The organism is Hymenobacter rubripertinctus (assembly GCF_003583925.1).
Lineage (GTDB): Bacteria > Bacteroidota > Bacteroidia > Cytophagales > Hymenobacteraceae > Hymenobacter > Hymenobacter rubripertinctus.
The window spans coordinates 15,194-42,094 of sequence record NZ_QYCN01000034.1; the positions used below are offsets into that span (position 1 = coordinate 15,194).

Sequence of the window (26,901 nt, forward strand, 5' to 3'; positions counted from 1 at the left end):
AAGACGATGTTTTCAAAATGAGAAACCCTTTTTATGATGAACTACCCAATTGTTAAAATTCCGCAACGTTTTATTCAAATAAAAAATTTCGTTCCTATACAGCCCTCTAAACCTACAGAACCCCTAAAGCCGATTCAACCTATTGAACCTGAGCCACCAAAGATATTGGTTGTTAAAGAGACTTTTGTATCCTCGGGGTATTTAGGGTCAATATTTTTTTGGATTATCGGAATGGGCATAATACTCATTGGCAATCTTGGCAGCAGTAGACCCGTTGCCACAGGAATAGGTCTATTATTTATTTTATTTGCCATTTTCAGACCTCGTAATAAAAATTATAAAATAGCACAAAAAACCAACTTAAAGCAACAAAATATATATTCTAAATATATAGAAAAACATGCCAAAGAACATCACAATTTTAAAGCTAAGATGATGCAATATTCTGTGGAATTACAAAAATACATATCCGATAAGAAAATTTACGATTTGTCGTTAAAAGAGAGTAAAGACGAGGATGATTACGAATGGAGTATACGGAAGTTAAGACAGTCCATACTTGCTGAAGCACTAAGTCAATCTGCTACTCCAGTTTTATTTAAAGGAAAGCAACATAAAAAAGGCATAACCGAAGATTCGTTCTTTGATGCTTTAGCCAACTTCTTTTCCGAACATGACTACGACCTTCCATTACCAATACATAAGAAAAACGCCTCTTTAGTTTCACCGGAAAAAATTGAAGTCAATATATTACGTCATCATATTATATCAGACAGAGATACGGAGCGGCCATTTATGCCTGATTTCGTTCTGTCAATTGCAAGTAATAAGCAAAGCGTAGTAATAGAAATTGATGAGCCCTATGTTGGCAGTGACGGCACTCCCATACATCACATCAATTCTAAGGATGACTACCGGGACAAGTACTTTTTGGCTAATGGTTGGATTGTAATCAGATTTGCCGAAGAACAGGTAGTAAAGCATCCTTTTGAATGTTGCTGGTTCATAGCGAATACACTGCTTCAGAATACGCCTTCATTTGAAATGGGAAGTATCCACTATAAGATGATGTCATATTGGGATGAAATCGACCTAATACGTGTACCGCAGTGGACGGAGAAGGAAGGTAGTCGGATGGCCTTTGCTCGTTACAGAAATACATATTTACCAAGCCATCTTGCAGCCAAAATAAAAGAAGAAGAGTATAACCCGTTAAAAGTAATAAACGTTGAAATCCGCACTGCTTTCAACAGCGAAGAGTTTGACAAACGCAAGGAGATACAGCGTTTGATAGATGAGGAAGAGGGCAACAATCACCTTCCTTTTTAAGGCAGACTATTTGACGCAAAATAGTTGTGCAGCTGTTTGTGTTCCCCGCCAAAACGTCAGTCCCACACCTCTCGCACCCTGTTTGCTAGCCTCGTCGTAGAACTTCTCACACCCTGAAGTTCTCACTTAACGAAAGCAAGCCATGAACTTTAACAACTATACCATTAAGGCCCAGGAGGCCGTGCAGAAGGCCACCGAGTTGGCCGGCGGCAACCAGCAGCAGGCCATCGAAACCGGGCACCTGCTCAAGGGCCTGTTCCAGAGCGACGAGAACGTCCTGTCATTTGTGGCGAAAAAGCTGGGCGCCAACCTCAACGTGCTGACGCCCCGCCTCGATGCCCTGGTGGCCGCTTACCCCAAGGTGAGCGGGGGTTCGCCCTACCTCGCCAACGACACCGCCGCGGCCCTGCAACGTGCCACCGGCTTCCTCAAGGAGTTCGATGACGAGTACGTGTCGGTGGAGCACTTGCTGCTGGGGCTGCTCGGTGGCAAGGATGGCACCGCCACGCTGCTCAAGGATGCGGGCTTCAACGAGAAGGACCTGAAAACGGCCATTCTGGAGCTGCGCGGGGGCCGCAAGGTCACGAGCCAGTCGGCCGAAGACCAGTACCAGAGCCTCAACCGCTACGCCCGCAACCTCAACGAGCAGGTGCGCACCGGCAAAATGGACCCGGTTATCGGCCGCGACGAGGAAATCCGGCGGATGCTCCAGATTCTGAGTCGGCGTACCAAGAACAACCCCGTGCTGCTGGGCGAACCCGGCGTGGGCAAAACGGCCATCGTGGAGGGCCTGGCCCAGCGCATCGTGGCCGGCGACGTGCCCGAAAACCTCCAGGACAAGGTGATTATGAGCCTCGACATGGGCCTGCTCATTGCAGGGGCCAAGTACAAGGGCGAGTTCGAGGAGCGCCTCAAGGCCGTCATCAAGGAAGTAACCGACTCCGATGGGCGCATTATCCTCTTCATCGACGAGATGCACACCCTGATTGGGGCCGGCGGCGGCGGCGAAGGGGCCATGGATGCCGCCAACCTGCTCAAGCCGGCTTTGGCCCGGGGCGAGCTGCACGCCATCGGGGCCACCACGCTCAAGGAGTACCAGAAGTACATCGAGAAAGACAAGGCCCTGGAGCGCCGTTTTCAGGCCATTATAGTCGATGAGCCGACCGTCGAGGACGCCATCAGCATCATGCGCGGCATCAAGGAGAAGTACGAGCTCCACCACGGCGTGCGCATCACCGACGACGCCGTGATTGCCGCCGTGGAGTTGAGCTCGCGCTACATCACCGACCGGTTCCTGCCCGACAAGGCCATCGACCTCATGGACGAGGCGGCCGCCAAGCTCCGCATCGAGCTGAACTCGATGCCCGTGGAGCTCGACGAAATCCAGCGCCGCATCATGCAGCTGGAAATTGAGCGCGAGGCCATCCGCCGCGAAGAAAACCACGACCGCGAGGGCATCCTCAACAAAGACATTGCCGACCTCGGCTCCCGCCGCGACGAGCTGAAGGCCCAGTGGGAAAACGAGAAATCGGCCCTCACCGGCATTCAGACCGAGAAGGCGAACATTGAGCGCTTCAAGCTGGAAGCCGACCAGGCCGAGCGCCAGGGCGACTACGGCCGGGTGGCCGAGTTGCGCTACGGCAAGATTCAGGAAGCCGAAGCCCGTCTGCGCGACCTGCAAGCCCAGGCCGAAGCCGACAAGGGCAAGGAAGGCGGCTCGATGCTCCAGGAAGTGGTGACCCACGAGGACATTGCCGACGTGGTGGCCAAGTGGACCGGCATTCCGGTAAGCAAAATGCTGCAATCGGACCGCGAGAAGCTGCTGAGCCTGGAAGCCGAGCTGGGCAAGCGCGTGGCCGGCCAGAGCGAGGCCATTGCGGCTATTTCGGATGCCGTACGCCGTTCCCGGGCCGGTTTGCAGGACCCCAAGCGGCCCATCGGCTCGTTCATTTTCCTGGGTACGACCGGCGTGGGCAAAACCGAGCTGGCCAAGGCCCTGGCCGAGTACCTGTTCAACGATGAAAACGCGATGGTGCGCATCGATATGAGCGAGTTTCAGGAGCGCCACGCCGTATCGCGCCTCATTGGGGCGCCTCCCGGCTACGTGGGTTACGACGAGGGCGGCCAGCTCACGGAGGCCGTGCGCCGCAAACCCTACTCGGTGGTGCTGCTCGACGAAATCGAGAAGGCCCACCCCGACGTGTTCAACATCCTGCTGCAAGTGCTCGACGACGGCCGCCTGACCGACAACAAGGGCCGGGTAGCCAACTTCAAGAACACCATCATCATCATGACCTCGAACACGGGGGCCGACATCATCCAGCACAATTTCAAGGAGCTCAACGAGTACAACCACGACGAAGTGGTGGACCGCACCCGCAACGAGGTGGTGGAGCGTCTCAAGCAGCACATGCGCCCCGAGTTCTTGAACCGCATCGACGAAATCGTGATGTTCCAGCCGCTCAAGCGCAAGGAAATCCGCAAAATCGTGGACATCCAGTTCAAGCAGATCCAACAGCGCCTCAATGAGGCCGGCATCCGCCTCGAAGCCACCTCAGAAGTGCTCGATTACCTCGGCGAGCAGGGCTTCGACCCCACCTTCGGGGCCCGACCGCTCAAGCGCGTTATCCAGCGCCTGGTGCTCAACGAGCTGAGCAAGGACATCCTGAGCGGCCGCGTGAGCAAGGACGCCGTGGTGGAAGCCGTGCTCGAAGACGGCGGCATCCGCTTCAACAACGTGGAGATGCCCGCTGTGTAGGTTTTTCGTAGTCGAGTATATACAAAAGCCCCGCTGGCGTTGTGCCGGCGGGGCTTTGTGCGTTGGGCTGATTACGTGGTCTGCTGGTTTTCCCAGCCCGGCGACACGCCGGATTTAGCGGCTCCGACGAGCTGCTTTGCGCTCCAAACGGGCCCGGTAGGTGCGGCCCGCCGCCAGGTGCTTCTCTTTGAGGCGCACCCGGATGGCGGCGGGCAAAGGGGCTCCGGCCAGATAACTGGTGCGCAGTTCGTGGAACTTCTCATCGGAATACGGCGCGTTGTGCACGAACATGTACGTGAGCCCACCAGCCGCCAGCAGCAAGCCGGTCGCTACCTGGCCGCCAGAAGGCTCCGCAGGTTGGGAAACGTACGGAGAGCCCGATGAACCATTACTGGCTCCGGAACCCGTCATCAGGCGCAGTCCGGGCAGGGCCAGCAGAATGGGCAGCTGCCCACCCGTGCGCCTGGCGTTGAAGAATCCTTGCACGGCGTCCAGGGTATCCTGGCGGGCATCGGCCAGCGCCTGTTCCGGCGGCAGGGAGCGAACCAGCTGGCTGGCGGGGGCCGGGGCTATGGGAGCCGGGGTGTCAGGCCCCGGGGCATCAGGGGTCGGGGTGAGGGGGGCCGGGATATTGAGCGCCAACAGGGGATTTTGCTCGGACGCGGTGCCGTGCAGGGGCAGAAAGTTACCCTTGAGGCGGCGGCTGATGTTGGGCGGTACGTGGCCGGTGGCGGCCAGCTCACGCAGCACCCGCTGCTCCTGGCTCCACCAGAACTGCACGCTCTTATTCAGCCCGATGCCCAGGAAAACAGTGCCCGCCACCACCCCGGGCGTCCAGACCCCGGCGCTGGTAGACTGCTGGGCGGGCAGAATGGAGGCCAGCATACTGGCCGTTCCCAGGCCCAGCCAGCTGGCGGCCCCGCCCCGCCGGCTCTTGAAGAGCTCGTGCACGGCCCGGGCCGTATCGGCGCGGGTCAGGGCCGGTTCAGGAAGTGAGGTGGAAACAACGATTGGCAGCGGCGCTGCCGCAGGGGCAGCTACATCCTGTGCGGTGGCGGTGGCAGCGGCAATAGCCACTACAGTAATGGCACTAAAAACCCGGGTTAGCATAAACAGCAACGAAGAGAAAGGGTACGCACTATGGCCTACAAGCCGGTAAGCCCTGTAAAGCGGATAAATGGAGGGTGAATTCTGCCTGTTGCTTCTCTCTGGCTGAACCCTCCCACTGCTACAAGCATTCGGCAGTAACGAAGACTCCGTCCGGCTGGCCGCGATACTACAAAAGCCAGGAATGCAACAGAAAGCAGGGCGCAAGATAATGGACTTCCGGCGAAGGGCAGCGTCAATAATACGCGCGTCGTCCCCCCCGCCTCGCCACTGATGCATGATCTCGCCGCTCGGGCGCGGGACGCCGCCCCCGTACTGATAACGGGAAGTGTTGCCAGTACGGGGGCGGCCGGTCGGGGTGCAGCAGCAGGGCGCGGCCGTTGGCAGGCACTTACGGCAGTGGCTAACCCTGGCAGAACAAAGCCCCGCCGACGTGGTGTCGGCGGAGCTTTTTAGGATGGTGCGGGTTCCGGCTTACCCCGAATAATGCGTCTGCCAGCTTACGTAGCAGATGTAGCCATTGAGCAGCATGAACAGGAAGGAAGGCAGCGACAACCAGAAACCGTCGCCGATTTTCATCCGCACGCCAAAGCCCAGCAGCATCAACAGGGCCAGCCCGCCGGAAGCCAGGACCAGAAGGGGCGGCGAAATCAGCCCGACAAGCAGACCAATGCCGCCCAGAAGCTCCACAATGGCCGTCAATGGGCCGAACTTCGCCAGCCCGTAGCGCACAAATTCGTCTTTGAGCTTTTGAGAGGTAAAGTAACTGATTCCGTAAAACAGAAACGAGAGGGCCGAAAGCCAGATCAGAACAACCATCATCGCGCTTAACCGGCAAGCAGGCCCGCGTGGAAGGCTGCCACGAACAACGACAGCAAGAGCAGCAGCAAAGAAGGCACGTACTTATGCCAGGGGTTGCGCACTTTGATATGCGCAACCTGCGCGCACAGCATCAGAAAAGCCATCAGCAGCGCGGGAACCAGCACCAGCCCGGGATACCAGATGCCGGCAACCAGCAGCGTGGCCAGCGCTATTTTGGCCGCCCCCACCAGGTTGCGCACCAGGTCCGGCAAGCCGTATTGCTTGAACTCTTCAACAATGTTATCGAACCGGAATACCCAGACTATCACGATGGAAAGTGCGATGATAAGCTGCGCGAGAGTAACTATCGTAGGCATGGGCAATTGGTTTTAGGCTACTGGAAAATAACTGGCTGCTTCGCATTTTTCTACCGGACTGCAAGCACAGACCTGCCACCGGATGCGCCAGTTCTGGAATGGACAACGCCCCCCAACAGACCCAAGAACGGTTGCTCCGCGCTTGTATCGGCTTTAGGCAGTGCTGTTGCTGGTAACCGCTGCTGGCAGGAACAAGTTTTTCGCGCCCGTATTTGTGGCTCCTGCTACTGCTTGCAGGCCCTTTCGTAGCAGGCACTCTGCTCCCTTACCGGTTCGATGGTGCTTGCGGCGGCGGCTCCCGCTCCAGTTGCTGGCGCAGGGCTTCGCGCAGGTAGGTCGCTTTGGCGAAATGGCTGGCCCCGGAAATAAACCAAGTGGGCCTTGTTGAATTTGGGGGCGTGGGCAATGAAATCCACCACGGTACCGGCCAGCACGGCTCCGCCCAGCGGGGGCGAAACGGCCTCGTCGGCCACGGTGGTCTGACCGTAGCGGTCGGTGGAGGAAATGGGCAACGCGAGCATCGCCCCGGCAATTAAAGGGTGCGGTGAACAACGAGCCGGCATAGCGGCGCTTCCGAAACAGGCTCAGCAGCGCCCCCGTGGTAGCGGCCTCGGAGGCCCGGGCCTGAAAGTGCGGCAGCTACCAGCCAAATGGCGGCCCACCACGCCTGGCACTGAACGCTGGCTAACCTCTTTGGCGAGCCGGGAATCCTGCGCTGGTTTGCAATCCATGTCCTGGGGCCAATCCTGGGCTAAATACCATTCAGCTACCCCTTGCGGAATCATTTGCCGGGCTCTTCGCTGCCTGTTCAGCATATCCGAGAAATAACCGCTAAAAATTTATCATTTTCGCAATAATCAGGGATTGTGATTTACTGAATAAGCAGCATCTTTACCCTTTAGCGGGTAACGGGACTATAACCCTATTCCCGCAAAACGGGTGAAAGCAGTTGGTTGCTGCGCACACCCAACAACACCCCGTCAAGGCGGGGCAACATCCTTTATTTCCCTGGTTGGCAGGGTTTTCAAGCCCCTTCCACTGCATCAATTACCACAAGTCGGTTGACTTGCTGGCACCCTGTCCCCTTTTCCCCTTTTTATGCTAAAACCATTACTTCCGCTGTCGGCTTCCCCGACGACGGCCCTGCGGCGGCCAGCCAGTGGCTGGCGCCCGTTGCTGGCCGTAGCCATTGGCCTGCTGCCCGCCCTGCCCATGCAGGCGCAGCAGCGCCCCGGACTGGTTCCGGCGGCGCTGGCCTCGCGCCCGACTGCGCAGCTGCCGACTCCGGCAGCCGTCGCCGCGCCGGCAACTGCCCGGCCCGCGCCCATTGTCCGGCGCGGGGTGCTGGGGGCCGTTTCTTCCACCGCCACGGGCGGCAACTGGAGCGAGGCGACCACCTGGACCGGGGGCGTGGTGCCCACTGCCGCCGATGACGTGACCATTATGGCGGGCGCGACGGTTACGCTGGACGTGGCCGCCAGCGTGGCTTCGCTCACGGTAGCTACCGGCGGCTCCCTGCTCAACTCCGCCACCACCGGCTACACGCTGGCCGTGGGCGGCAGCGTTACCAACAACGGCACGCTCGACCTGAGCGCCACCGCTGCCATCGGCTCCGACCTGCGCTTCACGGGGGCCGGCAATGCCACCTTCGGCGGTTCGGGTACCACCGACCTGCAAACGGTGTCGCTGGCCAAAGCGGTGCGGGCCGATATTGTGGACATGAACCTGCCCACCTTCACGGTAAAGGGCGCGGCCACCACCGATGGTTTCCTGTTTACGCGCACAACCGGCACCACCCCGGCCGATGACATGACGGGCACCCTCAAGGTGTCGGGCACGGCGACCATCAGCAGCAAGGTATTCGGCAACGCGGCCTCCTACCTTATCCCGGCCACCGGCGGCTTCTGGCTGAGCAATCCGAACTTTACGGTAGCCGCGCAAACGGGCTCAGCTACGGTAAACGGGTTACTGCGCGTTTCCACGGGCACTTTCAACGTGGGCACGGCCAGCGGCAACTCCCTCACCCTGGGTTCAGGCTCAGTGCTGACGGTGGAGGGGGGCACGCTCTCGTCGGCCGGGCGCGTGACTTCGTTCACGTCGGCTACCGCCGCTGCCACCACTACGTTCACCCTCAGCGGCGGCACCATCAACGTGGCCACCGTGGGCAACGCGTCGGGCACTCCTTCGTTTGGCATCAACGGCACCACCACCATTTCGGGCGGCACCGTTAACCTGGTGCAGCGCAGCACGGCCACCACGCCACTCGACTACTACGTGGCGGGCACCTACAACTTCACGGGCGGTACCGTGAACGTCGGGACGGCGGCCACGGCCACCAACTTCGATTTCCGCATCCGGGGCACGTTCCCGAATCTGACCATCGATAACACGACTAATCCCAAGAGTGCCCTGCTCCAGGGCCAGACCAATGTGTACGGCACGACGCTGATTACGCCGGGCGCGACGCTGAACCTGAACGGCATGTTGCTGCTCCAGCTCGGGGCCACCATCACCAACAACGGCACGCTCACGGGTACTACGGCCAGCAGCACCATTTACTTCGCGGGCAGCGTGCCCCAGACCCTGGGCGGCGCAGGAACGTTCACGACCATCCGCACGCTGACGCTGGACAACAGCGGCGGCGGCGTGACGCTGAACGTGCCCGTGGTAGTAACCCGCGTGAACCTGTTTACGGGCAACCTGAACGGGGCCGGCAACCTGACCATCGGCGACGGCTCGGCCCTCTTCTTTCTGGTGCAGGTTGGCGTGACGGGTAATACGGGCACGAGTGGCTCGATTACGTCGGCTCCGACCTTCAACATTGGCAGCGGGGCGCTGCAACTGATTTACGGCCCCGAAACCACCAACCGGACGACTGGCTTCGAAATCCCGGCTACCCGCACCGTTGATGTCATCACGATTGCCAATCCGGCGGGCGTAACCCTGGCCGGCGGCAACGTGCTGATTCCCGGCATTTCCACTGCCTCCCTCATCCTCACCAACGGGGTGCTCACCACCTCGTTGGCCAACACAGTGGTGCTGGGTGCCACCGCCGGCGGTATCCCCACGGGCGTGGCCACTTCCTACGTGAATGGCCCGCTGGGCATCACGGTGAACAGCGCTACCGCCGTTAGCCGCACCTTTGCGGTGGGCGACGCCGCCGGCTGGCGGCCGGTAGTGGTAACCGGCATTACCGCCGCTACCGACCAGGTTTTCACCGCCACCGTCATCAATGGCGCAACGGGCGGCAACGTATCCGGGATGCTGTCGGGCCTGAACCCGGCGCGCTACGTACGCCTCCAGAACTCGGCCAACCTGCCCGCTACAGCGCGCGTGCAGCTGAGCTATGGGGCAGATGACGTGGTGGGCAGCACAGTTACGGCCGTTGTGGCCCAGGCCGCTACGGCCAACGGCACCTACGCCAGCCTGGGCGGGGCTACCGCTACGGTCGTCCCCCCCACTACTACGCCTGCCAGCGCTTCGGCTACCGGCATTATCTCCACCCAGGACCTGACGCCCGGCAACGATTTCTTCGTGCTCGGTACTACGGAAGGCGGCACCCTGACTTCGTCGGTAACGGCGGTATGCAGCGGCTCGAATACCGGCACCATTACCCTGGCGGGCTTTACTGGCACCATCACGGGTTACGAGGCCAACACCGGCAGCGGCTTCGTGGCCGTGGCCGGCACCAATACCGGCGCCACGTACACCTTCACCAACCTGACGGCCACCACTACTTTCCGGGCCGTGATTATGACGGCCGATAACCGCACCGTGTACTCGGCTCCGGTAACCGTGACAGTGAACCCGGCTACCACGGCCACCTTCACGTATGCCGCTGCCGCCTACTGCCAGAGCGGCACCAACCCTACGCCCACCATCACGGGCACGGCGGGCGGCACGTTCAGCAGCACAGCGGGCCTGAGCATTGATGCCACCACCGGCGTTATCAACCTGAGCGCCAGCACGGCCGGCACCTACGTGGTAACCTACAGCGTGGGCGGCTCCTGCCCTTCCTCGGCCACGTTCAGCGTAACCATTACGACCCCGGCCACGGCCGGCTTCAGCTACGCCAGCGCCACGTACTGCACCACAACGGCCGGCACGGTTGCGCCGGCCCTGGCAGCCGGGGCTACGGCCGGGGCGTTCACCAGCACCACGGGCCTGAACATCAATGCCGCCACCGGAGCCATTACGCCCGGCACTAGCACGCCCGGCACCTACGTGGTAACCAACACGGTAGCGGCCAGCGGCGGCTGCAACGCCGTAACGGCCACGTTCAGCGTAACCATTAATGCCCCCGCTACGGCTGGTTTCAGCTACGCCAGTGCTTCGTACTGCCTGGGGGCCACCAACCCCACGCCAACGCTGGCAGCCGGGGCCTCGGCCGGTACGTTCACCAGCACCACGGGCCTGGTGATTAACGCCACCACCGGCGTCATCAACCTGGCCACCAGCACGCCCGGCACCTACGTGGTGACCAACACGGTAGCGGCCAGCGGCAGCTGCAACGCCGTAACGGCCACGTTCAGCGTGACCATCAACGCCCTGCCGGCTCAGCCGACGGTTTCGGTGCAGTACAACGGTCCCGTCACCACGCTCACCAGCAGCAGCGCTACCGGCAACCAGTGGTACCGCAACGGTGTCGCAATTACCGGCGCCACCAACCAGACTTACGTCATCAACGCGGCGGCCCAGTTCGGCACCTACACCGTTGTTGTGACCAATACGGCCGGTTGCGCCTCTCTGGCTTCGGCCTCGCAGGTGGTTACGTCCACGGTGAAGCCGCTGGCCGGCACTTCCCTGCAACTCTACCCCAACCCCACCACCGACGGCCAGCTGACGGTGAAACTGGCGGGGTATACCCAATCGGTGGAGCTGACGGTTTACAACGCCATCGGCCAGCAGGTGCGCACCCTCACGGTGCCCGCCGGCCGCCTGGAGCAACCCCTCGACCTACACTTGCTGCCCAGCGGCGTATACCTGCTCAAGGCCCGCACCGAAGGCGGCCTCGATGTTCGGCGGATTGTGAAAGAATAGCCCGCCCGAATACGTTCATGCTTCATCAGAAAGCCTGCCGATACCTGTCGGCAGGCTTTTTTTGTCCCGACTGGCCCGCGCCCACGGGCTCCTTTTCGTGCTTCGGACTACTCGCCCGACAGGCCGTTGGGGGCGTTTGAGAGGAAGAACGCACGGTTTTTGACCGTCGGGGCTGGCCCCGCACCACGGGCCGGCCAGTAGCCGGTGGCTACCGTTACGCCCCCGGCCAATCCCTTACGCCTTATCTTCCACCACCTATGAGACAGAGACACATCGCCGCGCTCCTTCTTCTGCTGCTCACCGCTTCCACTCTATACGCCGCGCCCCGCCGCGACTTCGCCACCCAGTACCGGCCCGAGCGGCGGATTGCCGTGGATACCCGCCGCGAGGGCGACAGTCTGCGCGTGTACCTGCGCTTCCCAAACCGGAGCCTGCTGCGGCGCGGCTTTCCACTGCACGTAGTGGGCTGGGCCGATTTTGATGCCCGCAAGCCGCTCTGGCGGGATACCGTGCGCCAGCTGGCCCGCCGCCTGCGGTCCGACGGCGACGCGGCCCGCGTGAGCTTTACGCTGCCCCTGAGCCGGCTGCGCAACGGCGCGGTGCTGAGCATGGCCATTGGGCCGGCCGAGGAGGCCGCGAGTGGCGACGCGGCCTGGCTGCGCCTGACCCCCGATTACCTGACCCGCAATTTTATCCTGACCGACTCGGTGGGCCAGCCCCTGCTGCGCCGCTACCTCCAGGCCCGGGAAGTGTTCGGGGTGGCGGCCTACGGCCCGGATCAGGAGCTGAGCGCCTACCGCTACCCGCTCAGCTCGCTGGCCGCCGCCCCGCCCATGTCAGGGCCCGGGGCGCTGGGGCCGCAGCCGCGCACACTCAGCGCCCAGGACTCGGCCCGGTTCCGCGCCGACCAGCTGCTGCGGCTGCCGGCCGGCCTGTATCTGCTGCGGGTGGGCACGGGGCCGCGGGCCGGGCTGCTGGTGGAAGAAAACCAGTTTCCGGCGCTGACTACGGCCGATGAGCTGATTGCCCCCCTGATTTACGTGACCACTTCCGCCGAGCGGCAGAAGCTCTTCGACGCCCCCGAGCCCAAGAAGGCCGTGGATTTGTTCTGGCTGGGCGTGGCCAATAACAGTCAGCCGGCGGCCCGCCTGCTTATCCGCACCTTTTACGGCCGGGTGGCGGAAGCCAGTCAACTTTTTTCGGCCCACAAAGCCGGCTGGCTCACCGACCGGGGCATGCTGTATCTGGTGCTGGGGCCGCCCGAGAGCGTGTCCCGGGTGGGCGCGGAGGAACGGTGGGTGTACCGGGGCGACGCGCAGCGCGGCGGCACATTCATCTTCCGCGCCAAACCCAGTACCTTTGCCCCCAACAACTACGAACTGGTGCGCCGCCCCGAGTATGAATCGCTCTGGTATGCCGCCGTGGAGCAATGGAGAAAAGGACGAACCGCCCCGCCCGGCCGCTGAATGAACGCCGCCAATTTTTTGACTCGGAAAACCGCCCCGTGCCCAACCGCCGCCCGAATCCGCGCGACGCGGACCGGCGCAACGAAGGCCGCCGCGACGATAAGCCCCGCTTGGAGGGCAGCCGGGCCGACGACGACCGTTTCGAGAACAGCCGCGCCGAGGAAGGCCGCTTCGATGATAACCGGGACGACAGCAACCGGGACGACAGCAACCGGGGCGACGATAACCGCTCCTTCGGCCGCCGGCCCGAAGGCAACCGCAGCGAAGGCAACCGGGCCGAGGGTGGACGCGGCGAAAACCGCTCTTCCGACAAGCCCCGCTACCCCCACCGCCCGGCCCAGGACCGCAGCATCGACATGATTTTCGGGTTGCGCCCGATTCTGGAGGCGCTCAGCGCGGGCCGCACGCTGGACAAGATATTCCTGCTGCGTGCTACTAAGAATTCCATGACCCAGGATATCAACGTCCTGGCCCGCGAAGCCAACGTGCCCGTGTCGATGGTGCCGGTGGAGAAGCTCGACAACATCACCCGCAAGAACCACCAGGGTGCGGTAGCTTTCGTTTCGCCGATTGACTACATGCCCCTGGACAACATCCTGGCCGGACTCTACGAGGAAGGCAAAACCCCGCTCCTGCTGGTGCTCGACCGGATTACCGACGTGCGCAACTTCGGCTCCATTGCCCGCAACGCCGAGTGCCTGGGCGTGCACGCCATTGTGGTGCCCAGCCACGGCGCGGCCCAGATCAACGGCGACGCGCTCAAAACCTCGGCCGGCGCCCTCAATATCATCCCGGTCTGCCGGGAGCACAACCTCAAGCAAACCCTCACGTTCCTGCGCGAATCGGGCGTGCAGGTCGTCGCCTGTACCGAGAAGTCGGACGCCAGCCTGGAAGCCGAAACGGTGGACCTGACCGGCCCGTTGGCCATTCTGATGGGTTCGGAGGAAGATGGCATCAGCCCCGAGTACCTGCGCCTTGCCGACCACAAGCTCCGCATTCCAATGGCCGGCCAGATCAGCTCCCTCAACGTGTCGGTAGCCAGCGGCATCATGCTCTACGAGGTGCTGCGCCAGCGGCTGGGAGCAGTTAATAAGTAGGCAGCAAGGAATTAAAAACCGGCTGTCATCCTGAGCGGAGCGAAGGATCCTGTTACGTTGAAACGATAGGCGTCACCCCGACCCTTCCTGGCGTAACAAGATCCTTCGCTCCGCTCAGGATGACAGCCGGTTTTTAATTCTCAACTCAACAGCCCCGCCTTATTCGCGGCGCTGATGAGTTGCGGTACGTTTTTGAGGGTGGCGGCCACAAAGCGTTTGCCCGATTCCTTGACCTCGTCCTTACTGACTTCGCCAGCTTCTTCGCGCACGAATTCGCTCAGGGCGTGAAAGGCGTCGCGGAGGGCCTCGTGCTTCGGGCGCTCCGCCCGAAGCTGCTCCTGCACCAGGGCCAACTGCTCCCGGATTTTCTCGCGGCGGGAGCTGAATACCGAATCATGGCCGACGTGGGGACGGATGCGTTCTACCAGCTCCAGCAGCGGCCGGAGGCGAGTAGCCGTCAGCACCACGGAGTCGGCGAGCTTGTCGCGTTTGCGCAGCGGCGGGGTAGCATCGGGGCAGTTCATGCAGGGTGCAACAATGGGTTGGGCGGCATTGGCAAGGCCGCTATAAAACGGGGCCTGGCGGGGCAGCTAAAATACGCCGTATCGGGGAGCGTTGGCAAGCGCGCTGGCGCTCAGCAATACCACTCACCTGCCCCCAATATGCCGCTTTGTGGCGGGCTTAGCCCCGGGTTGCTATCTTGCCACCGGCGAACAGATAAGTAGCCGGGCCGGTTACCCCCTGGTTCCGGCAGCCGAACAACTCGGTTCGCCAGCCTTAGTTTCACTCCCACATCCCCCCATTCATGACCAAAATCAAGGTAGCCAACCCGGTAGTTGAGCTGGACGGCGACGAAATGACGCGCATCATCTGGAAGTTCATCAAGGACAAGCTGATTACGCCCTACCTCGAACTCGATATTAAGTATTACGACCTGGGCATTGAGTACCGCGACGAAACCAACGACCAGGTAACCATCGACGCGGCCAACGCCATCAAGCAGTACGGTGTGGGCATCAAATGCGCCACCATCACGCCCGACGAGCAGCGGGTGGAGGAATTCGGCCTCAAGCAGATGTGGCGCTCCCCCAACGGCACCATCCGCAACATCCTCGACGGCACGGTGTTCCGCGAGCCGATTGTGATGAGCAACGTGCCCCGCCTCGTGCCCAACTGGACGGCTCCCATCTGCATCGGCCGCCACGCCTTCGGCGACCAGTACCGCGCCACCGATTTCCTGACCAAGGGCAAGGGCAAGCTCACCATCACCTTCCAGCCCGAAGACGGCGGCGAAACCCAGTCGTTTGAGGTCTACAACTTCAAAGGCGACGGCGTGGCCCTGGCCATGTACAACACCGACGAATCTATTCGCGGCTTCGCCCATGCCTGCTTCAACCAGGCCCTGAGCAAGAACTGGCCGTTGTACCTGTCCACCAAGAACACCATCCTCAAAAAGTACGATGGTCGTTTCAAGGACATCTTCCAGGAGATTTACGAGCAGGACTACCTGGCTAAGTTCAAGGAAGCCGGCATCACCTACGAGCACCGCCTGATTGATGACATGGTGGCCTCGGCGCTGAAGTGGAACGGCAACTTCGTGTGGGCCTGCAAAAACTACGACGGCGACGTGCAGTCCGATACCGTGGCCCAGGGCTTCGGCTCATTGGGCCTGATGACCTCCGTGCTCATCACCCCCGACGGTACCGTGATGGAGGCTGAAGCCGCCCACGGCACCGTTACGCGCCATTACCGCGACCACCAGAACGGCAAACCCACGAGCACCAACCCCATCGCCAGCATTTTCGCCTGGACCCGGGGCCTGGAGTTCCGCGGCAAGCTCGACGGCAACCAGGAGCTCATCGACTTCTGCCACGCCCTCGAAGCCGTGTGCATCGAAACTGTGGAAAGCGGCAAAATGACCAAGGACCTCGCCGTCTGCATCCACGGCAACAAAGTGGAGCACGGCCGCGACTACCTCTACACCGAGGAGTTCCTGGCCGCGCTGGACGAAAACCTGCAAGCGAAGCTTTCGAAGAATTAAAAATTAAGAGTGAAGAATTAAAAATGGCCGTTGAACGCCCCATCCGGGAATCGTTCAACGGCCATTTTTAATTCTTCACTCTTAATTTTTAACTCAATTATACCCCACGCCCTTTTTCGATTTCACGTCGGCTACGAACTCCTTGACGCGCTGCTCCTCGGTGCGCTTGCAAATGAGCAGTACGTTGTCGTACTCGGCCACGATGTAGCCTTCCAGGCCCTGCACGACCACGAGGCGGTCGGAGGGCGTTTTGATGACGCATTCCTTGGTATCGTAGAGCAAAGCGTTGCCATCCACTACGTTTTCGTCGGCATCGTGCTGGCCCATGCGGTGCAGGGAGTCCCAGGTGCCCAGGTCGCTCCACCCGAAGTCGGCGGGCAGCACGTACACGTTGTCGGCCTTTTCCATCACGCCGTAATCGATGCTGATGTTACGGCACAGGCTGTACGCGCGGGTGATGAACTCCTCCTCCCGGGGCGTGCCCAACTGGTCGGCACCTTCGTCGAATACTTCGGCAATATCGCTCAGGTAGTGATGAAACGCCTGCACGATGGCATCGGCCCGCCACACGAACAGGCCCGAGTTCCAGAGAAACTCGCCGCTGTTCACAAACATCTGGGCCAGCTCCAGATTGGGTTTTTCGGTGAAGGTTTTCACCTTGCGCAGCTCCGGCGGAAAGGTCCCGTTCTCGTGGCCGGGCATAACCTGCACGTCGCGGGGCTTCACGAAGTCGTCGAGGAACTGAATGTAGCCGTAGCCGGTATCGGGGCGGGAGGGCTGGATGCCAAGCGTGATGAGCACGTTGTGGGTGCGGGCTCCATCGAGGGCCGTGCGGATGGTGGCCCGGAAGTTCTCCTCGTGCATCACGGCATGGTCGGCGGGCGTGACCACCATCACGGCCTCGGGGTCGAGGCGGGCAATGCGGTAGCTGGCGTAGGCAATGCACGGGGCCGTGTTGCGGCCGATAGGCTCCCCCAGAATCTGGTGCGGGGCCAGCTCGGGCAGGTGCTGGTGCACCAGGTCGGTATAATCGCGGTTCGTGACGACGAACACGTTTTCGGGCGGACAGATGCCCCGGAACCGGTCGACGGTGAGCTGGAGCATGGAGCGGCCCAGGCCCAGCACGTCGTGAAACTGCTTGGGGTGATGTGTGCGGCTGAAGGGCCAGAAGCGGCTGCCGATGCCGCCGGCCATGACCACCAGATAGGTATGTTGTTCCATGAGCGCTAAACCGAAGAGTGCGGGGTGAGAGAGCGGGAGAGTACGTTAAGAAAGTCGGGCCGGCCAGGCCTGAACCGATGTTCGCTCAAGGTAAGGTACGGAAGTAGAATCTTGCATCCAGGACCGGCGGACAGTGAGTGGCAGGAGCCCCACTGCGGGCTGGCCAGGCAATGACGCTCTTGCGGTTAGCGGGCCATCCGGCCCGATTACGCAGCCTCAAACCTACGTAAATTCTTATTTATATAATAATTTTGCTAAAAAATTTAATTAAATCTATCCCCCCCCCAGTTGTCGCAGCCCTGAGCTACACCAGTCCTTCCCGCAGCAGGTCGTGCAGGTGGATGAAGCCGTTGAAGCGGCCCTGCTCCGTAACCAGGAGCTGGGTGATGTTGCGGGCCTGCATCCGGGCCAGGGCCTCCACCGCAAAATCGTCCACGTCGACGGTGACCGGGTTGGGGGTGAGAATATCCAGCGCCCGCACCGACTCCAGCCGGCCCTCATACGTGGTGAGCATCCGGCGCAGGTCGCCATCGGTAATAATGCCGACCAGGTTTCCCTCAGCCGTCAGCACGGCCGTGGCCCCCAGGCGCTTGCCCGATATTTCGAGAATGATGTCCTTGAGCAGGGCCGAATCCGGCACCTGGGGCTGCTGGTTCTGGCGGCTCAGGTCGCCCACTTTCAGGTAGAGCTGCTTGCCCAGTGTGCCGCCGGGATGGAGGCGGGCAAAATCCTGGCGCGAGAAGTCCCGGCTTTCGAGCAAGCACACGGCCAGCGCGTCGCCCAGGGCCAGGGCGGCGGTGGTGCTGGTGGTGGGGGCCAGGTTGTGGGGGCAGGCCTCGCTTTGCACGGGGGCGTGCAGAATGTAATCGGCCTGCTGGGCCAGGTAGGAGTCGGCGTTGCTCACGAGGGCGGCCAGGGGCACACCCTTGCGCTTGAGCAGGGGCACAAGCACCTTTATTTCGGGTGTGTCACCCGATTTGCTGATGGCAATCACGAAGTCGCCGGCCTGAATCATGCCCAGGTCGCCGTGGATGGCGTCGGCGGCGTGCATAAACAGGGCGGGCGTGCCGGTAGAGTTGAAGGTGGCCACCATTTTGCCGGCAATGTGGGCGCTCTTGCCAATGCCCGTGACCACAACCCGCCCTTGCAGGGAGAGTATGGCCTCTACGCATTGTGCAAAATCCGGCCGCTCATCGAGGGCGGCGGCCACCCCCTGGATGGCGGCGGCTTCCTGCTGAAGCACTTTTTTTGCGAGGGTGTTGAGTTCGGTATGCGGTTTCAATCTAAATTTGGTAGTGCGTTGCGAAAGCGGAGCTGCCGGAGAACCGTTGAACGGAGTCAGCGTGCTGCTCCTAACTTCTTCGCTGCGAGTACTATAAAATTCTTAGATTGAGTGTGGCGACCCGCAAAGGCGGCCGCCCAATCTATCAACCCAATTGAGCAAGTGAGGATGTCGATGCCAGCCGTGAAACAACAAGTGCCGCCAGAAGCTGATTTGAAGGGCAAGTTAAAGGAAGTTTTTGGGTACGGGCAGTTCCGCGGCGTTCAGGAAGACATCATCCAGAACGTCATCAAGGGTCACAACACCTTTGTTATTATGCCCACCGGGGCCGGCAAAAGCCTGTGCTACCAGCTGCCGGCGCTGGTGCTGCCGGGCACGGCCATCGTAATTTCGCCCCTCATTGCCCTGATGAAAAATCAGGTCGATCAGCTCAACGCCTTCGGCGTGAATGCCCAGTTTCTGAACTCCACGCTGAGCAAATCGGAGATGAACCGGGTGAAGCGCGACGTCATCAGCGGCGAGGTGCGCCTGCTCTACGTAGCCCCCGAGAGCCTGACCAAAGAAGACACCATCGAGTTTCTGCACAAGGCCACCATCAGCTTCGTGGCCATTGATGAGGCCCACTGCATTTCGGAGTGGGGCCACGATTTCCGGCCCGAGTACCGCAAAATCCGCGGCATCATCGACAACCTGGGCTCCGGCGTACCCATCATCGCCCTCACGGCTACGGCCACGCCCAAAGTGCAGCAGGACATCCAGAAAAACCTGCAAATGGATGATGCCTCGGTGTTCAAAACCAGCTTCAACCGCACCAACCTCTACTACGAAGTCCGGCCCAAGCACAACACCAAAAAGCAGCTCATCCAGTACGTTAAGCAGCATAAGGACCAAGCCGGCATCGTGTACTGCCTGAGCCGCAAGAAGGTGGAGGAAATTGCCGAGCTGCTGCGCGTGAACGATGTGCGCGCCCTGCCCTACCACGCCGGCCTCGACCCGCAGGTGCGCATGCGCAACCAGGATGCCTTCCTGCACGAGGAGTGCGACGTGATTGTGGCCACCATCGCCTTCGGCATGGGCATCGATAAGCCCGACGTGCGCTTCGTGATCCACTACGATACGCCCAAAAGCATCGAGGGCTACTACCAGGAAACCGGCCGCGGCGGCCGCGACGGCCTCGACGGCGACTGCCTGATGTTCTACAGCTACGACGACATTGTGAAGCTGGAGAAGTTCAACAAGGACAAGCCCGTAACGGAGCGCGACAACAGCAAGCTGCTGCTCCAGGAAATGGCCAATTACGCCGATTCGGCCGTGTGCCGGCGCAAGCAGCTGCTCCACTACTTCGGGGAGGTGTTTGAGAAGGACTGCGGCTTCTGCGACAACTGCCGCCACCCCAAGGAGCGGTTTGAGGCCCAGAACGAAGTGCTGCTGGCCCTGAAAGCCGTAGTGCAGACCGGGGAGCGGTTCGGGCTCGACCACACCGCCACCGTGCTCATGGGCATGTCCAACCCCCACGTGGTCAGCTACGGCCACAACAGCCTGCCCATCTATGGCGAGGGCAAAGACCACGACGCCCAGTTCTGGCGCTCTTTGCTGCGGCAGACGCTGCTTAACGGCTTACTGGCTAAGGATGTGGAAAATTTTGGCGTTATTCGGATTGCCCAGAAAGGCCTCGATTTCATCGAAAATCCGCATTCTATGAAACTCACCAAAGACCACAACTACGACGAAGAAGTGAAGGTGGAGCAGCAGCAGGAAGACGTGCAGCACGCCGCCGGCCACGATGATGCCCTGTTTGAGATGCTCAAGTCCCTTCGCAAGAAGGTGGCCAGCCAGAAGAACCTGCCGCCCTACGTGCTGTTCCAGGACCCTTCGCTGAAGGAAATGGCCACCACCTTCCCGACCAAAATGGAGGATCTGGCGCACGTTTCGGGCGTGGGCCAGGGCAAGGCCCAGAAGTTCGGTACCCCCTTCCTGACGCTCATCAAGCAGTACGTGGAGGACAACGACATCACGACGGCGGCCGACGTGGTGGTGAAATCGGCTATCAACAAGTCGAAGATCAAGATTTACATCATTCAGCAAATCGACAAGAAGATGGACCTGGAGGAAATTGCCTCCGCCAAGAGCCTCGAGATGCGGGAGCTGATGGAGGAAATTGAGCACATCTGCTACTCCGGCACCAAGCTCAACCTGGGCTACTACATCAACGGCGTGCTCGACCAGGCCCGCCAGGAGGAAATCTACGACTACTTCATGTCGGCCAGCACCGACAACATCGCCGTGGCCCTCAAGGAACTCGGCACCGACGAGTACACCGAAGAAGACCTGCGCCTGATGCGCATTAAGTTCCTGAGCGAAGTGGCGAATTAGGGCTTAGATGATAGAGCCCAGAGCCTAGAGCTTAGATATTAGATATTAGAAAAAAGCACGTCATCCTGAGCAGCGCGAAGGACCTTATTACGTGAGAACGACATCGTATTGATGACTCGTGCTGATGTAATAAGGTCCTTCGCTGCGCTCAGGATGACGTGCTTTTTTCTAAGCTCCAATATCTAAGCTCTAATATCTAAGCTCTAGGCTCTGGGCTCTATAATCGCCTACAGCCACACGTGATACACGTGCTCCTCATGCACGCGGCAGAAACCCTGGCGCTCATAGAAGCGGCAGGCCCCTTCATTGTCGAGTTGGGTGGTAACGTGGATTTCGGGCAGATTCCAGGCGTGGGCGTAGTAAAGCGCGGCATTCAGCAGTTGCTGGCCAATGCCCTGGCTCCGCCGCTCTTCCTGCACGGCCAGCAGCCCGATGGTGGCGTGGGTGGGCTGGTAGTCCAGGGTGAGCAGGCCGGTGGCTTCCCGCTCCCCAATGGGCTGGTAAATCAAGGTCTGCCGGGCCAGCTGCCCGCTGATGCTGCGGCGAATCCAGTGGTCGTAGAGCCGCTCGTAGAGGCCGGCCTGAAACGCGGGGTCGAGGCGGAAGCGGGAGTAGTGGCCGCTCTGGCGGGCCAGCTCCAGCAGGCGGGGCGTCAGCTCCTCGGTGGGGCAGACGTGGGCGGACATGACTTGCGGACCCGCCGCAAGCTTTTTCACGAAGCGGGCCTTGCGGTCGGTCAGGCGGATGCGCAAGGTCTGGGCGCTGGCCGCCGACGCCTCATCGGAGGGCTCCACGAACCAGTACAGCAACCGCCAGCCCTGCTCGCGGGCCTCGGCAATGAGGGCACGTAATTGAATTTCGGAGACATTCGCCCCCCGCAGATGCCCGACCGGAAAGCCGAAGAACTGGCTGTCCCAGGTTAAGGGTTGGATAGCATAGTTGCCCTGATTGTTTGTCATAACCATAGCAATACGATTTAGGCGTCAGGGCTCTGCCGGGCAGCACGTACCGGCAGGCGGGCGGCTGGCAGGTGCTGCGTAGTATAAAAAAAAACCGTCCGTAACAGACAGTCACGGACGGTTAAACGAACCAGAATCAGAAAAAGCTAACTAATTAGCAATATTCTTCAAAAGCCCCTTGCAGGTTGTTCACGATGCGCATCAGGTCGTTGCCTTCGATGTGGTAGCGTTCAATCATGTGGACCAGCTCGCCGTCCTTGAACAGGGCGATGCAGGGGCTGCTGGGCGGGTAGGGCAGCATGTGCTCCCGGGCCTTGGCAACGGCCTCGGTTTCCATGCCGGCAAACACGGTTACCAGCTTAACGGGCTTCTTTTCGGAGCTGGAAACGGCCATTTTCAGGGCCGGGCGGGCTTTGGAGGCGGCGCAACCGCACACCGAGTTCACGGCCACCAGAACGGTGCCGCTGCCGGGCGTGAGGGCGCTATCAACTTCTTCGGGGGTCATGAGCTGCTCGAAACCGGCCTCGGTGAGGTCCTGACGAATCGGCGCTACCATGTATTCGGGATACGTGGCCATAGGTGAAAGCTAGGCGTTAGGGTGAACTATTCCGGGGGGCACATTGCCCGGCGGCGCAGTAAAATTACGCAACTGCCGCCGCACTCCCACGGTTGGCCCCTAAAACCCCGGCCGCCGGTCGGAAGTTTACTACCCGACCGCTTTCTGACGACCACCGCGCTTTTATCTGCTGCCTTTTATGACGTATCCCGACTTTCTCGCCTCCCAAACCCAGCCCGAACCACCCGCCGGCCTCTCGCCCCTGCTTGAAGCGCTCTGGTACGCCGGCCGCGACGAGTGGCACCGCGCCCACGCCATTGCCCAGGACAACGAGCACGACCCGCTGCACAACTGGCTGCACGCCTTTCTGCACCGCCAGCAGGGCGACCAGGGCAATGCGGCCTACTGGTACCGCCGCGCCGGCCGGCCAAATTTTGAGGGCTCCCTGCGCCACGAGTGGCAGGAAATGGCCAAAAATCAGCTGCCCGGGTAAGCCGGCTTATACAACGGAAACGGGGCTGCGGCGGCTCAGCAAAAGCCAACCCAGGCCGTAGGACCGAAGACGAAGCAGGGCTTCTCCGTAAATAAATTTACATTTATCCCGCGCCTCTCAAACCGGCGGGATACGATGCGACAGACTTTTCTCCTCTCCCTTAGCCTGCTGCTGAGCGCGGCTACGGCCCAGGCCCAGGTAGATTCCGTGCGGGCTTCCACCCTGCCGCCCGACCAGCAGGCCGAGCGCCTCTACAACAGTGGGGTAGCCAAGTTCAACCAGAAAAGCTACCGGGCGGCCTTGCTCGACTTCGATAAGGCCCTGACCGCACGGCCCGATTTTGCCAAGGCCTACTACAACCGGGCCGCCGTGCGCTACGAGCTGAAGGAATACCAGCCCGCCGTGCAGGACTACAACCAGGCCCTGCGCCTCGACCCCAACACCTTCACGCCCTACTTCGGACGGGCCCAGGCCGAGGAAGCCCTCCAGCAAACCGAGGAAGCCGAGCGCGACTACGGCAAGGCCGCCGAGCTGAAGCCCGACTACGCCCCGGCCTGGTACTACCGCGGGGCCTTGCGCTTCGAGCGGGCCGACTATACGGGGGCCAAGGCCGATTTCGATGCCGCCCTCAAGGCCGATGCTGCCTACGCCTACGCCTGGCACGACCGGGCCAGCACCCAGCGCCAGCTCAACAACCTGCCCGCCGCCATTCAGGACTACTCCCAGGCCCTCAAGCTCCAGCCTGAGCTGCTGCCGGCCCTGCTCAACCGCGCCGCCACCCGCCGCCGCGCCGGCGACCTGAAAGGGGCCTTGCAGGACTACAACGACTACCTGACCCGCAAGCAGGACAATGCCCTGGCCTACACCAACCGGGGCGCGGCCCGCTACGAGCAGGGCAACTACAAAGCCGCCGTGGAGGATTTCAGCAAGGCCGTGGAGCTGGATGCCGGCTACGCTTTTGCCTGGAACAACCGCGCCGCCGCCTACCTCAAGCTCGAAGACTATAAAAAGGCGGAAGCCGATGCCGGCAAGGCCATTAGCCTGAACAAGGAGTACGCCGAGGCCTACCTCAACCGGGGCCACGCCCGCGAAATGCTCCGCCTGCCCGACGCCGCCTGCCAGGACTGGCGCAAGGCCGCCGAGCTGGGCCTCGAAGTAGGCCTGACCCACGCCGCCAACTCCGGCTGCGGGGCCGAGTAAGGGGCCTTGCCCCGCCCGCCCGCCCCCTGTTCGCACTGTTTGCACTGTTTTACCCCCGGGCGCAGCTTCGCCTCGTCCTCCAACCAGCTCCCATGCACAAGTACCTACTCGCCTTTCTGCTGCTGACCACCGGGGCGGCTTCGGCCCAGAGCGTGGAGTTCAGCAAAGACCGGTTCGGCAACGACAAGGACGGACTCAAAGCGGCCCAGAAGGAAATCAAGCAGGGCAACGAGTTCTACGACATGGACCCGCCCCGCTACGAACAGGCCCTGGGCCACTACCTGGCGGCCCAGAAGTTCAACCCCAGCAACGACCAGCTCAACTACAAAATCGGCGACTGTTACCTGCATTCGGGCTTCAAGCCCCGGGCGCTGGAGTATTTGCAGCGGGCCTACCAGCTCAACCCCGATGTGAACCCGCGCATCCATTACCTGCTCGGCCGGGGCCTGCACCTGAACGCCAAGTGGGACGCGGCCATAGCCGAGTACAAGCGCGCTACCCCGGCCACCGGCACCAAGAACACCGCCGGCCTGGTCCAGGATATTCAGAAGAAGATCCGGGAGTGCGAAAACGGGCGCAAGCTGGCCGCCAAGCCCACCCGCGTGTTCATTGATAATGCCGGACCGGGCGTGAACTCGCCCTTCCCCGAGTACGGCCCCGTGATTACGGCCGATGAGTCGGTTATCCTCTTCACCTCCCGGCGGGCGGGCTCCACGGGCGGCAACACCGACCCCGAAACCGGCGGCTTCTTCGAGGACGTGTACCAGAGCACCCGCGAAGGCAAGGACGGCTGGAGCGCCGCCCAGGGTCTGGGCGACGCCATCAATACCGACGGCCACGATGCCACCGTGGGCCTGGCCCCCGACGGCCAACGCCTGCTGGTGTACGTGGAAGACAACGGCGGCGACCTGCAACAGGCCGAGCTGCGGGGCACCGAGTGGCGCAAGCCCCAGAAGCTGGGCTCCCGCATCAACTCCAAGTACCACGAGTCGTCGGCCTCCTACACGCCCGACGGGCGCAGTCTGTATTTTGTGAGCGACAAGGAGGGCGGCCTGGGCAACCGGGATATTTACAAGGTGGAGATTGAGGGCCGCGGGCCGGCCCAGAACCTGGGCTCGGTCATCAATACCCAGTACGGGGAGGAAGGCGTGTTTCTGCACCCCGATGGCAAAACGATGTACTTCAGCTCGGAGGGCCACAACTCGATGGGCGGCTACGACATCTTTAAATCGGTGTTTGAGAACGGCAAGTGGAGCACGCCCGAAAACCTGGGCTGGCCCATCAACACGCCCGACGACGACGTGTTCTTCGTGATTTCGGCCTCGGGCCGGCACGGCTACTACTCCTCGTTCCGGGATGATGGGCTGGGCTCCAAAGACATCTACCAGATTACGTTTCTGGGGGCCGAGAAGCCGCCCGTGCTCAGCCAGGAAGACCAGCTGCTGGCCTCCCGCGTGCAGCCGGTGAAGGAAACCCTGCTGGCCCCGCCCGTGGCCATCGTGGCCGCCCAGGTAACCATTCTCAAGGGCGTAGTAACGGAGGAAGCCAGCAAGCAGCCCCTGGAAGCGACGATTGATGTCATCGACAACTCGCTCAACCAGGTCATTGCCTCGTTTCAGTCCAATGAGAAGTCGGGCCGCTACCTGGTCTCGTTGCCTTCGGGTGTGAACTACGGCATTGTGGTGCGCAAGGAGGGCTACCTGTTCCACTCCGAAAACTTCGATCTGCCGGCCGGCTCGGCCTACGCGGAAGTGGTGAAGGATATTGCCCTCAAGAAGCTCGACGTGGGCGTGAAGGTGGTGCTCAACAACATCTTCTTCGACTTCGACAAGGCGACATTGCGCAAGGAAAGCACCGGCGAGCTGGAGCGCCTCCAGAAGCTGCTCACCGAAACGCCCGCCCTGCGCCTCGAAATCTCGGGCCACACCGACAACGTGGGGGCCGACGCCTACAACAAGGACCTCAGCCAGCGCCGCGCCAAAGCCGTAGTGGACTACCTCGTAACCAAGGGCGTTGACAAAGGCCGCCTCACCTTTGCCGGCTACGGCGACACCCAGCCGGTAGCGCCCAACACCACCAAGGCCGGCCGCCAGCTCAACCGCCGCACCGAGTTCAAGGTAACGGGCAAGTAGGATCGGGGAGCAGGCCAACCGCCTGCCGAAACCGCCACCCGCCCTTGCCGCGCCGGGCAGCTTGGGGGTGCAGGGGGCAGCGCCGGTACCGGCTCAGTCCCCTGCACCTGGGGGGCTGAAAAAAACAGGGGGTGTTTACGATAAAATATTCGGCACCCCACCGCGTTGTGGGGTTGTCGTTATTTTTTTACGACCAGCCCCCGCAGCTGTGGGGTTGCCGTTGTTTTTTTACGAATACCCCACCGCTTTCTTATGTCGCGTCCCGTTGCTTCCAACAGCCTGGCGGCCAGCATCCGCACGCACTTTGGGCTCACCCAGGCCGAGCTGGGCCAGTATTTGGGCGTGAGTGAGCGTCAGGTTGGCAACATAGAGGCCGGCCGCCGCCGGGCCGCGCCCCTGGCCAACCTGCGCCTGGCCCGCCTGGCGCTGGCCCTGCCCCCGCCCGATGGTTATGGCCTGCCCGCCCCGCTTGCGCCCGTTACCGGGGCTTTGCCGGCCACCCCGTTGCCGCTGCCGGTTGTGCCCGGGTTGCTGGCCGCCGCCCCCCTGGCCCGGCGGCAGCGGCAGCTGGCCCGCCGCCTGGCCCTGCTGCTGCGCGACGAGCGGCGGCTGTGCCAGCAGGTGGCCGCCCAGGCGCACCGCCGCTGGGCCGGGCCGGTGCTGGCCGCC

The 26,901-nt window shown here is 61.4% G+C and carries 20 protein-coding genes; 11 read left to right on the plus strand and 9 right to left on the minus strand.

Translation table 11 applies throughout. From position 1 onward, the window contains the following. Positions 1 to 33 precede the first annotated feature (33 nt). Positions 34 to 1,329, plus strand: a complete 1,296-nt coding sequence (locus D0T11_RS22200; RefSeq protein ID WP_147374710.1) for a PDDEXK family nuclease — start codon at positions 34 to 36, stop codon at positions 1,327 to 1,329. A 142-nt stretch (positions 1,330 to 1,471) separates the two neighbouring features. Then, positions 1,472 to 4,087, plus strand: a complete 2,616-nt coding sequence (gene clpB / locus D0T11_RS17675) for an ATP-dependent chaperone ClpB (protein ID WP_119657136.1) — start codon at positions 1,472 to 1,474, stop codon at positions 4,085 to 4,087. Positions 4,088 to 4,201: 114 nt separating this feature from the next. Here the strand turns inward: clpB and D0T11_RS17680 are convergent, their stop codons facing one another. The 4 genes from D0T11_RS17680 to D0T11_RS17695 all read right to left on the minus strand — a co-directional run bounded on the left by D0T11_RS17680 (position 4,202) and on the right by D0T11_RS17695 (position 6,893). Then, a complete protein-coding gene (locus tag D0T11_RS17680) occupies positions 4,202 to 5,197 on the minus strand; it encodes a hypothetical protein (protein ID WP_147374711.1) in 996 nt (331 codons plus the stop codon). Positions 5,198 to 5,668: 471 nt separating this feature from the next. After that, a complete protein-coding gene (locus D0T11_RS17685; RefSeq protein ID WP_119657138.1) occupies positions 5,669 to 6,016 on the minus strand; it encodes a DoxX family protein in 348 nt (115 codons plus the stop codon). A gap of 5 nt (positions 6,017 to 6,021) precedes the next feature. Continuing rightward, positions 6,022 to 6,372, minus strand: coding sequence for a DoxX family protein (locus D0T11_RS17690; protein WP_119657139.1), 351 nt, complete (start codon positions 6,370 to 6,372; stop codon positions 6,022 to 6,024). A gap of 224 nt (positions 6,373 to 6,596) precedes the next feature. After that, on the minus strand, positions 6,597 to 6,893 hold the full coding sequence (locus tag D0T11_RS17695) for a hypothetical protein (RefSeq protein ID WP_119657140.1): 297 nt from the start codon (positions 6,891 to 6,893) through the stop codon (positions 6,597 to 6,599). A 577-nt stretch (positions 6,894 to 7,470) separates the two neighbouring features. Between D0T11_RS17695 and D0T11_RS17700 the strand changes: the two genes are divergently transcribed. From D0T11_RS17700 to rlmB, 3 genes are all read left to right on the plus strand, one after another. Beyond that, positions 7,471 to 11,412: a T9SS type A sorting domain-containing protein gene (locus D0T11_RS17700; protein ID WP_119657141.1), complete on the plus strand. Its 3,942-nt coding sequence runs from the start codon at positions 7,471 to 7,473 to the stop codon at positions 11,410 to 11,412. Between the two features lie 257 nt (positions 11,413 to 11,669). Further along, a complete protein-coding gene (locus D0T11_RS17705; protein ID WP_119657142.1) occupies positions 11,670 to 12,878 on the plus strand; it encodes a GWxTD domain-containing protein in 1,209 nt (402 codons plus the stop codon). A gap of 38 nt (positions 12,879 to 12,916) precedes the next feature. Continuing rightward, complete coding sequence (gene rlmB / locus D0T11_RS17710; protein WP_182888476.1) at positions 12,917 to 13,975, plus strand: 23S rRNA (guanosine(2251)-2'-O)-methyltransferase RlmB; 1,059 nt, start codon at positions 12,917 to 12,919, stop codon at positions 13,973 to 13,975. A gap of 140 nt (positions 13,976 to 14,115) precedes the next feature. On the opposite strand, the gene D0T11_RS17715 is transcribed toward rlmB, so the two are convergent. Beyond that, positions 14,116 to 14,499 (minus strand): hypothetical protein, encoded by a 384-nt coding sequence (locus D0T11_RS17715; RefSeq protein ID WP_119657143.1) that lies wholly within the window; start codon positions 14,497 to 14,499, stop codon positions 14,116 to 14,118. A 281-nt stretch (positions 14,500 to 14,780) separates the two neighbouring features. On the opposite strand from D0T11_RS17715, the gene D0T11_RS17720 reads away from it, so the two are divergent. Next, positions 14,781 to 16,016, plus strand: a complete 1,236-nt coding sequence (locus tag D0T11_RS17720) for an NADP-dependent isocitrate dehydrogenase (protein ID WP_119657144.1) — start codon at positions 14,781 to 14,783, stop codon at positions 16,014 to 16,016. A gap of 93 nt (positions 16,017 to 16,109) precedes the next feature. On the opposite strand, the gene D0T11_RS17725 is transcribed toward D0T11_RS17720, so the two are convergent. Together D0T11_RS17725 and D0T11_RS17730 are read right to left on the minus strand one after the other, a co-directional pair. Further along, positions 16,110 to 17,237, minus strand: a complete 1,128-nt coding sequence (locus tag D0T11_RS17725; RefSeq protein WP_119657145.1) for a mannose-1-phosphate guanylyltransferase — start codon at positions 17,235 to 17,237, stop codon at positions 16,110 to 16,112. 304 nt (positions 17,238 to 17,541) lie between these two features. Beyond that, positions 17,542 to 18,519, minus strand: a complete 978-nt coding sequence (locus D0T11_RS17730) for a KpsF/GutQ family sugar-phosphate isomerase (protein WP_119657146.1) — start codon at positions 18,517 to 18,519, stop codon at positions 17,542 to 17,544. Positions 18,520 to 18,693: 174 nt separating this feature from the next. Between D0T11_RS17730 and recQ the strand changes: the two genes are divergently transcribed. Continuing rightward, the gene (gene recQ / locus D0T11_RS17735; RefSeq protein WP_119657147.1) at positions 18,694 to 20,892 is read left to right on the plus strand and encodes a DNA helicase RecQ; all 2,199 of its coding nucleotides are present in this window, start codon (positions 18,694 to 18,696) and stop codon (positions 20,890 to 20,892) included. Positions 20,893 to 21,119: 227 nt separating this feature from the next. Here recQ and D0T11_RS17740 read toward each other — a convergent pair whose 3' ends face one another. Together D0T11_RS17740 and D0T11_RS17745 are read right to left on the minus strand one after the other, a co-directional pair. Further along, positions 21,120 to 21,851 (minus strand): GNAT family N-acetyltransferase, encoded by a 732-nt coding sequence (locus tag D0T11_RS17740; protein WP_182888477.1) that lies wholly within the window; start codon positions 21,849 to 21,851, stop codon positions 21,120 to 21,122. A gap of 154 nt (positions 21,852 to 22,005) precedes the next feature. Beyond that, a complete protein-coding gene (locus D0T11_RS17745; RefSeq protein WP_119657149.1) occupies positions 22,006 to 22,428 on the minus strand; it encodes a BrxA/BrxB family bacilliredoxin in 423 nt (140 codons plus the stop codon). 178 nt (positions 22,429 to 22,606) lie between these two features. Between D0T11_RS17745 and D0T11_RS17750 the strand changes: the two genes are divergently transcribed. The 4 genes from D0T11_RS17750 to D0T11_RS22645 form a co-directional block, all read left to right on the plus strand. Then, positions 22,607 to 22,900 (plus strand): hypothetical protein, encoded by a 294-nt coding sequence (locus D0T11_RS17750; RefSeq protein WP_119657150.1) that lies wholly within the window; start codon positions 22,607 to 22,609, stop codon positions 22,898 to 22,900. Positions 22,901 to 23,035: 135 nt separating this feature from the next. Continuing rightward, a complete protein-coding gene (locus D0T11_RS17755; protein WP_119657151.1) occupies positions 23,036 to 24,100 on the plus strand; it encodes a tetratricopeptide repeat protein in 1,065 nt (354 codons plus the stop codon). Positions 24,101 to 24,192: 92 nt separating this feature from the next. Further along, a complete protein-coding gene (locus D0T11_RS17760; protein WP_119657152.1) occupies positions 24,193 to 26,232 on the plus strand; it encodes an OmpA family protein in 2,040 nt (679 codons plus the stop codon). 252 nt (positions 26,233 to 26,484) lie between these two features. Next, positions 26,485 to 26,901, plus strand: a 417-nt coding sequence (locus D0T11_RS22645) for a helix-turn-helix transcriptional regulator (RefSeq protein ID WP_182888478.1), incomplete at its 3' end; no start/stop codon positions are given.

Bases quoted from the DNA above. Each gene is read 5' to 3' on its own strand.
- D0T11_RS22200 (WP_147374710.1), top strand. From the start codon at position 34: ATGATGAACTACCCAATTGTTAAAATTCCGCAACGTTTTATTCAAATA.
- clpB (WP_119657136.1), top strand. From the start codon at position 1,472: ATGAACTTTAACAACTATACCATTAAGGCCCAGGAGGCCGTGCAGAAG.
- D0T11_RS17680 (WP_147374711.1), bottom strand. From the start codon at position 5,197: ATGCTAACCCGGGTTTTTAGTGCCATTACTGTAGTGGCTATTGCCGCT.
- D0T11_RS17685 (WP_119657138.1), bottom strand. From the start codon at position 6,016: ATGATGGTTGTTCTGATCTGGCTTTCGGCCCTCTCGTTTCTGTTTTAC.
- D0T11_RS17690 (WP_119657139.1), bottom strand. From the start codon at position 6,372: ATGCCTACGATAGTTACTCTCGCGCAGCTTATCATCGCACTTTCCATC.
- D0T11_RS17695 (WP_119657140.1), bottom strand. From the start codon at position 6,893: ATGCTCGCGTTGCCCATTTCCTCCACCGACCGCTACGGTCAGACCACC.
- D0T11_RS17700 (WP_119657141.1), top strand. From the start codon at position 7,471: ATGCTAAAACCATTACTTCCGCTGTCGGCTTCCCCGACGACGGCCCTG.
- D0T11_RS17705 (WP_119657142.1), top strand. From the start codon at position 11,670: ATGAGACAGAGACACATCGCCGCGCTCCTTCTTCTGCTGCTCACCGCT.
- D0T11_RS17715 (WP_119657143.1), bottom strand. From the start codon at position 14,499: ATGAACTGCCCCGATGCTACCCCGCCGCTGCGCAAACGCGACAAGCTC.
- D0T11_RS17720 (WP_119657144.1), top strand. From the start codon at position 14,781: ATGACCAAAATCAAGGTAGCCAACCCGGTAGTTGAGCTGGACGGCGAC.
- D0T11_RS17725 (WP_119657145.1), bottom strand. From the start codon at position 17,237: ATGGAACAACATACCTATCTGGTGGTCATGGCCGGCGGCATCGGCAGC.
- recQ (WP_119657147.1), top strand. From the start codon at position 18,694: ATGCCAGCCGTGAAACAACAAGTGCCGCCAGAAGCTGATTTGAAGGGC.
- D0T11_RS17740 (WP_182888477.1), bottom strand. From the start codon at position 21,851: ATGACAAACAATCAGGGCAACTATGCTATCCAACCCTTAACCTGGGAC.
- D0T11_RS17745 (WP_119657149.1), bottom strand. From the start codon at position 22,428: ATGGCCACGTATCCCGAATACATGGTAGCGCCGATTCGTCAGGACCTC.
- D0T11_RS17750 (WP_119657150.1), top strand. From the start codon at position 22,607: ATGACGTATCCCGACTTTCTCGCCTCCCAAACCCAGCCCGAACCACCC.
- D0T11_RS17755 (WP_119657151.1), top strand. From the start codon at position 23,036: ATGCGACAGACTTTTCTCCTCTCCCTTAGCCTGCTGCTGAGCGCGGCT.
- D0T11_RS17760 (WP_119657152.1), top strand. From the start codon at position 24,193: ATGCACAAGTACCTACTCGCCTTTCTGCTGCTGACCACCGGGGCGGCT.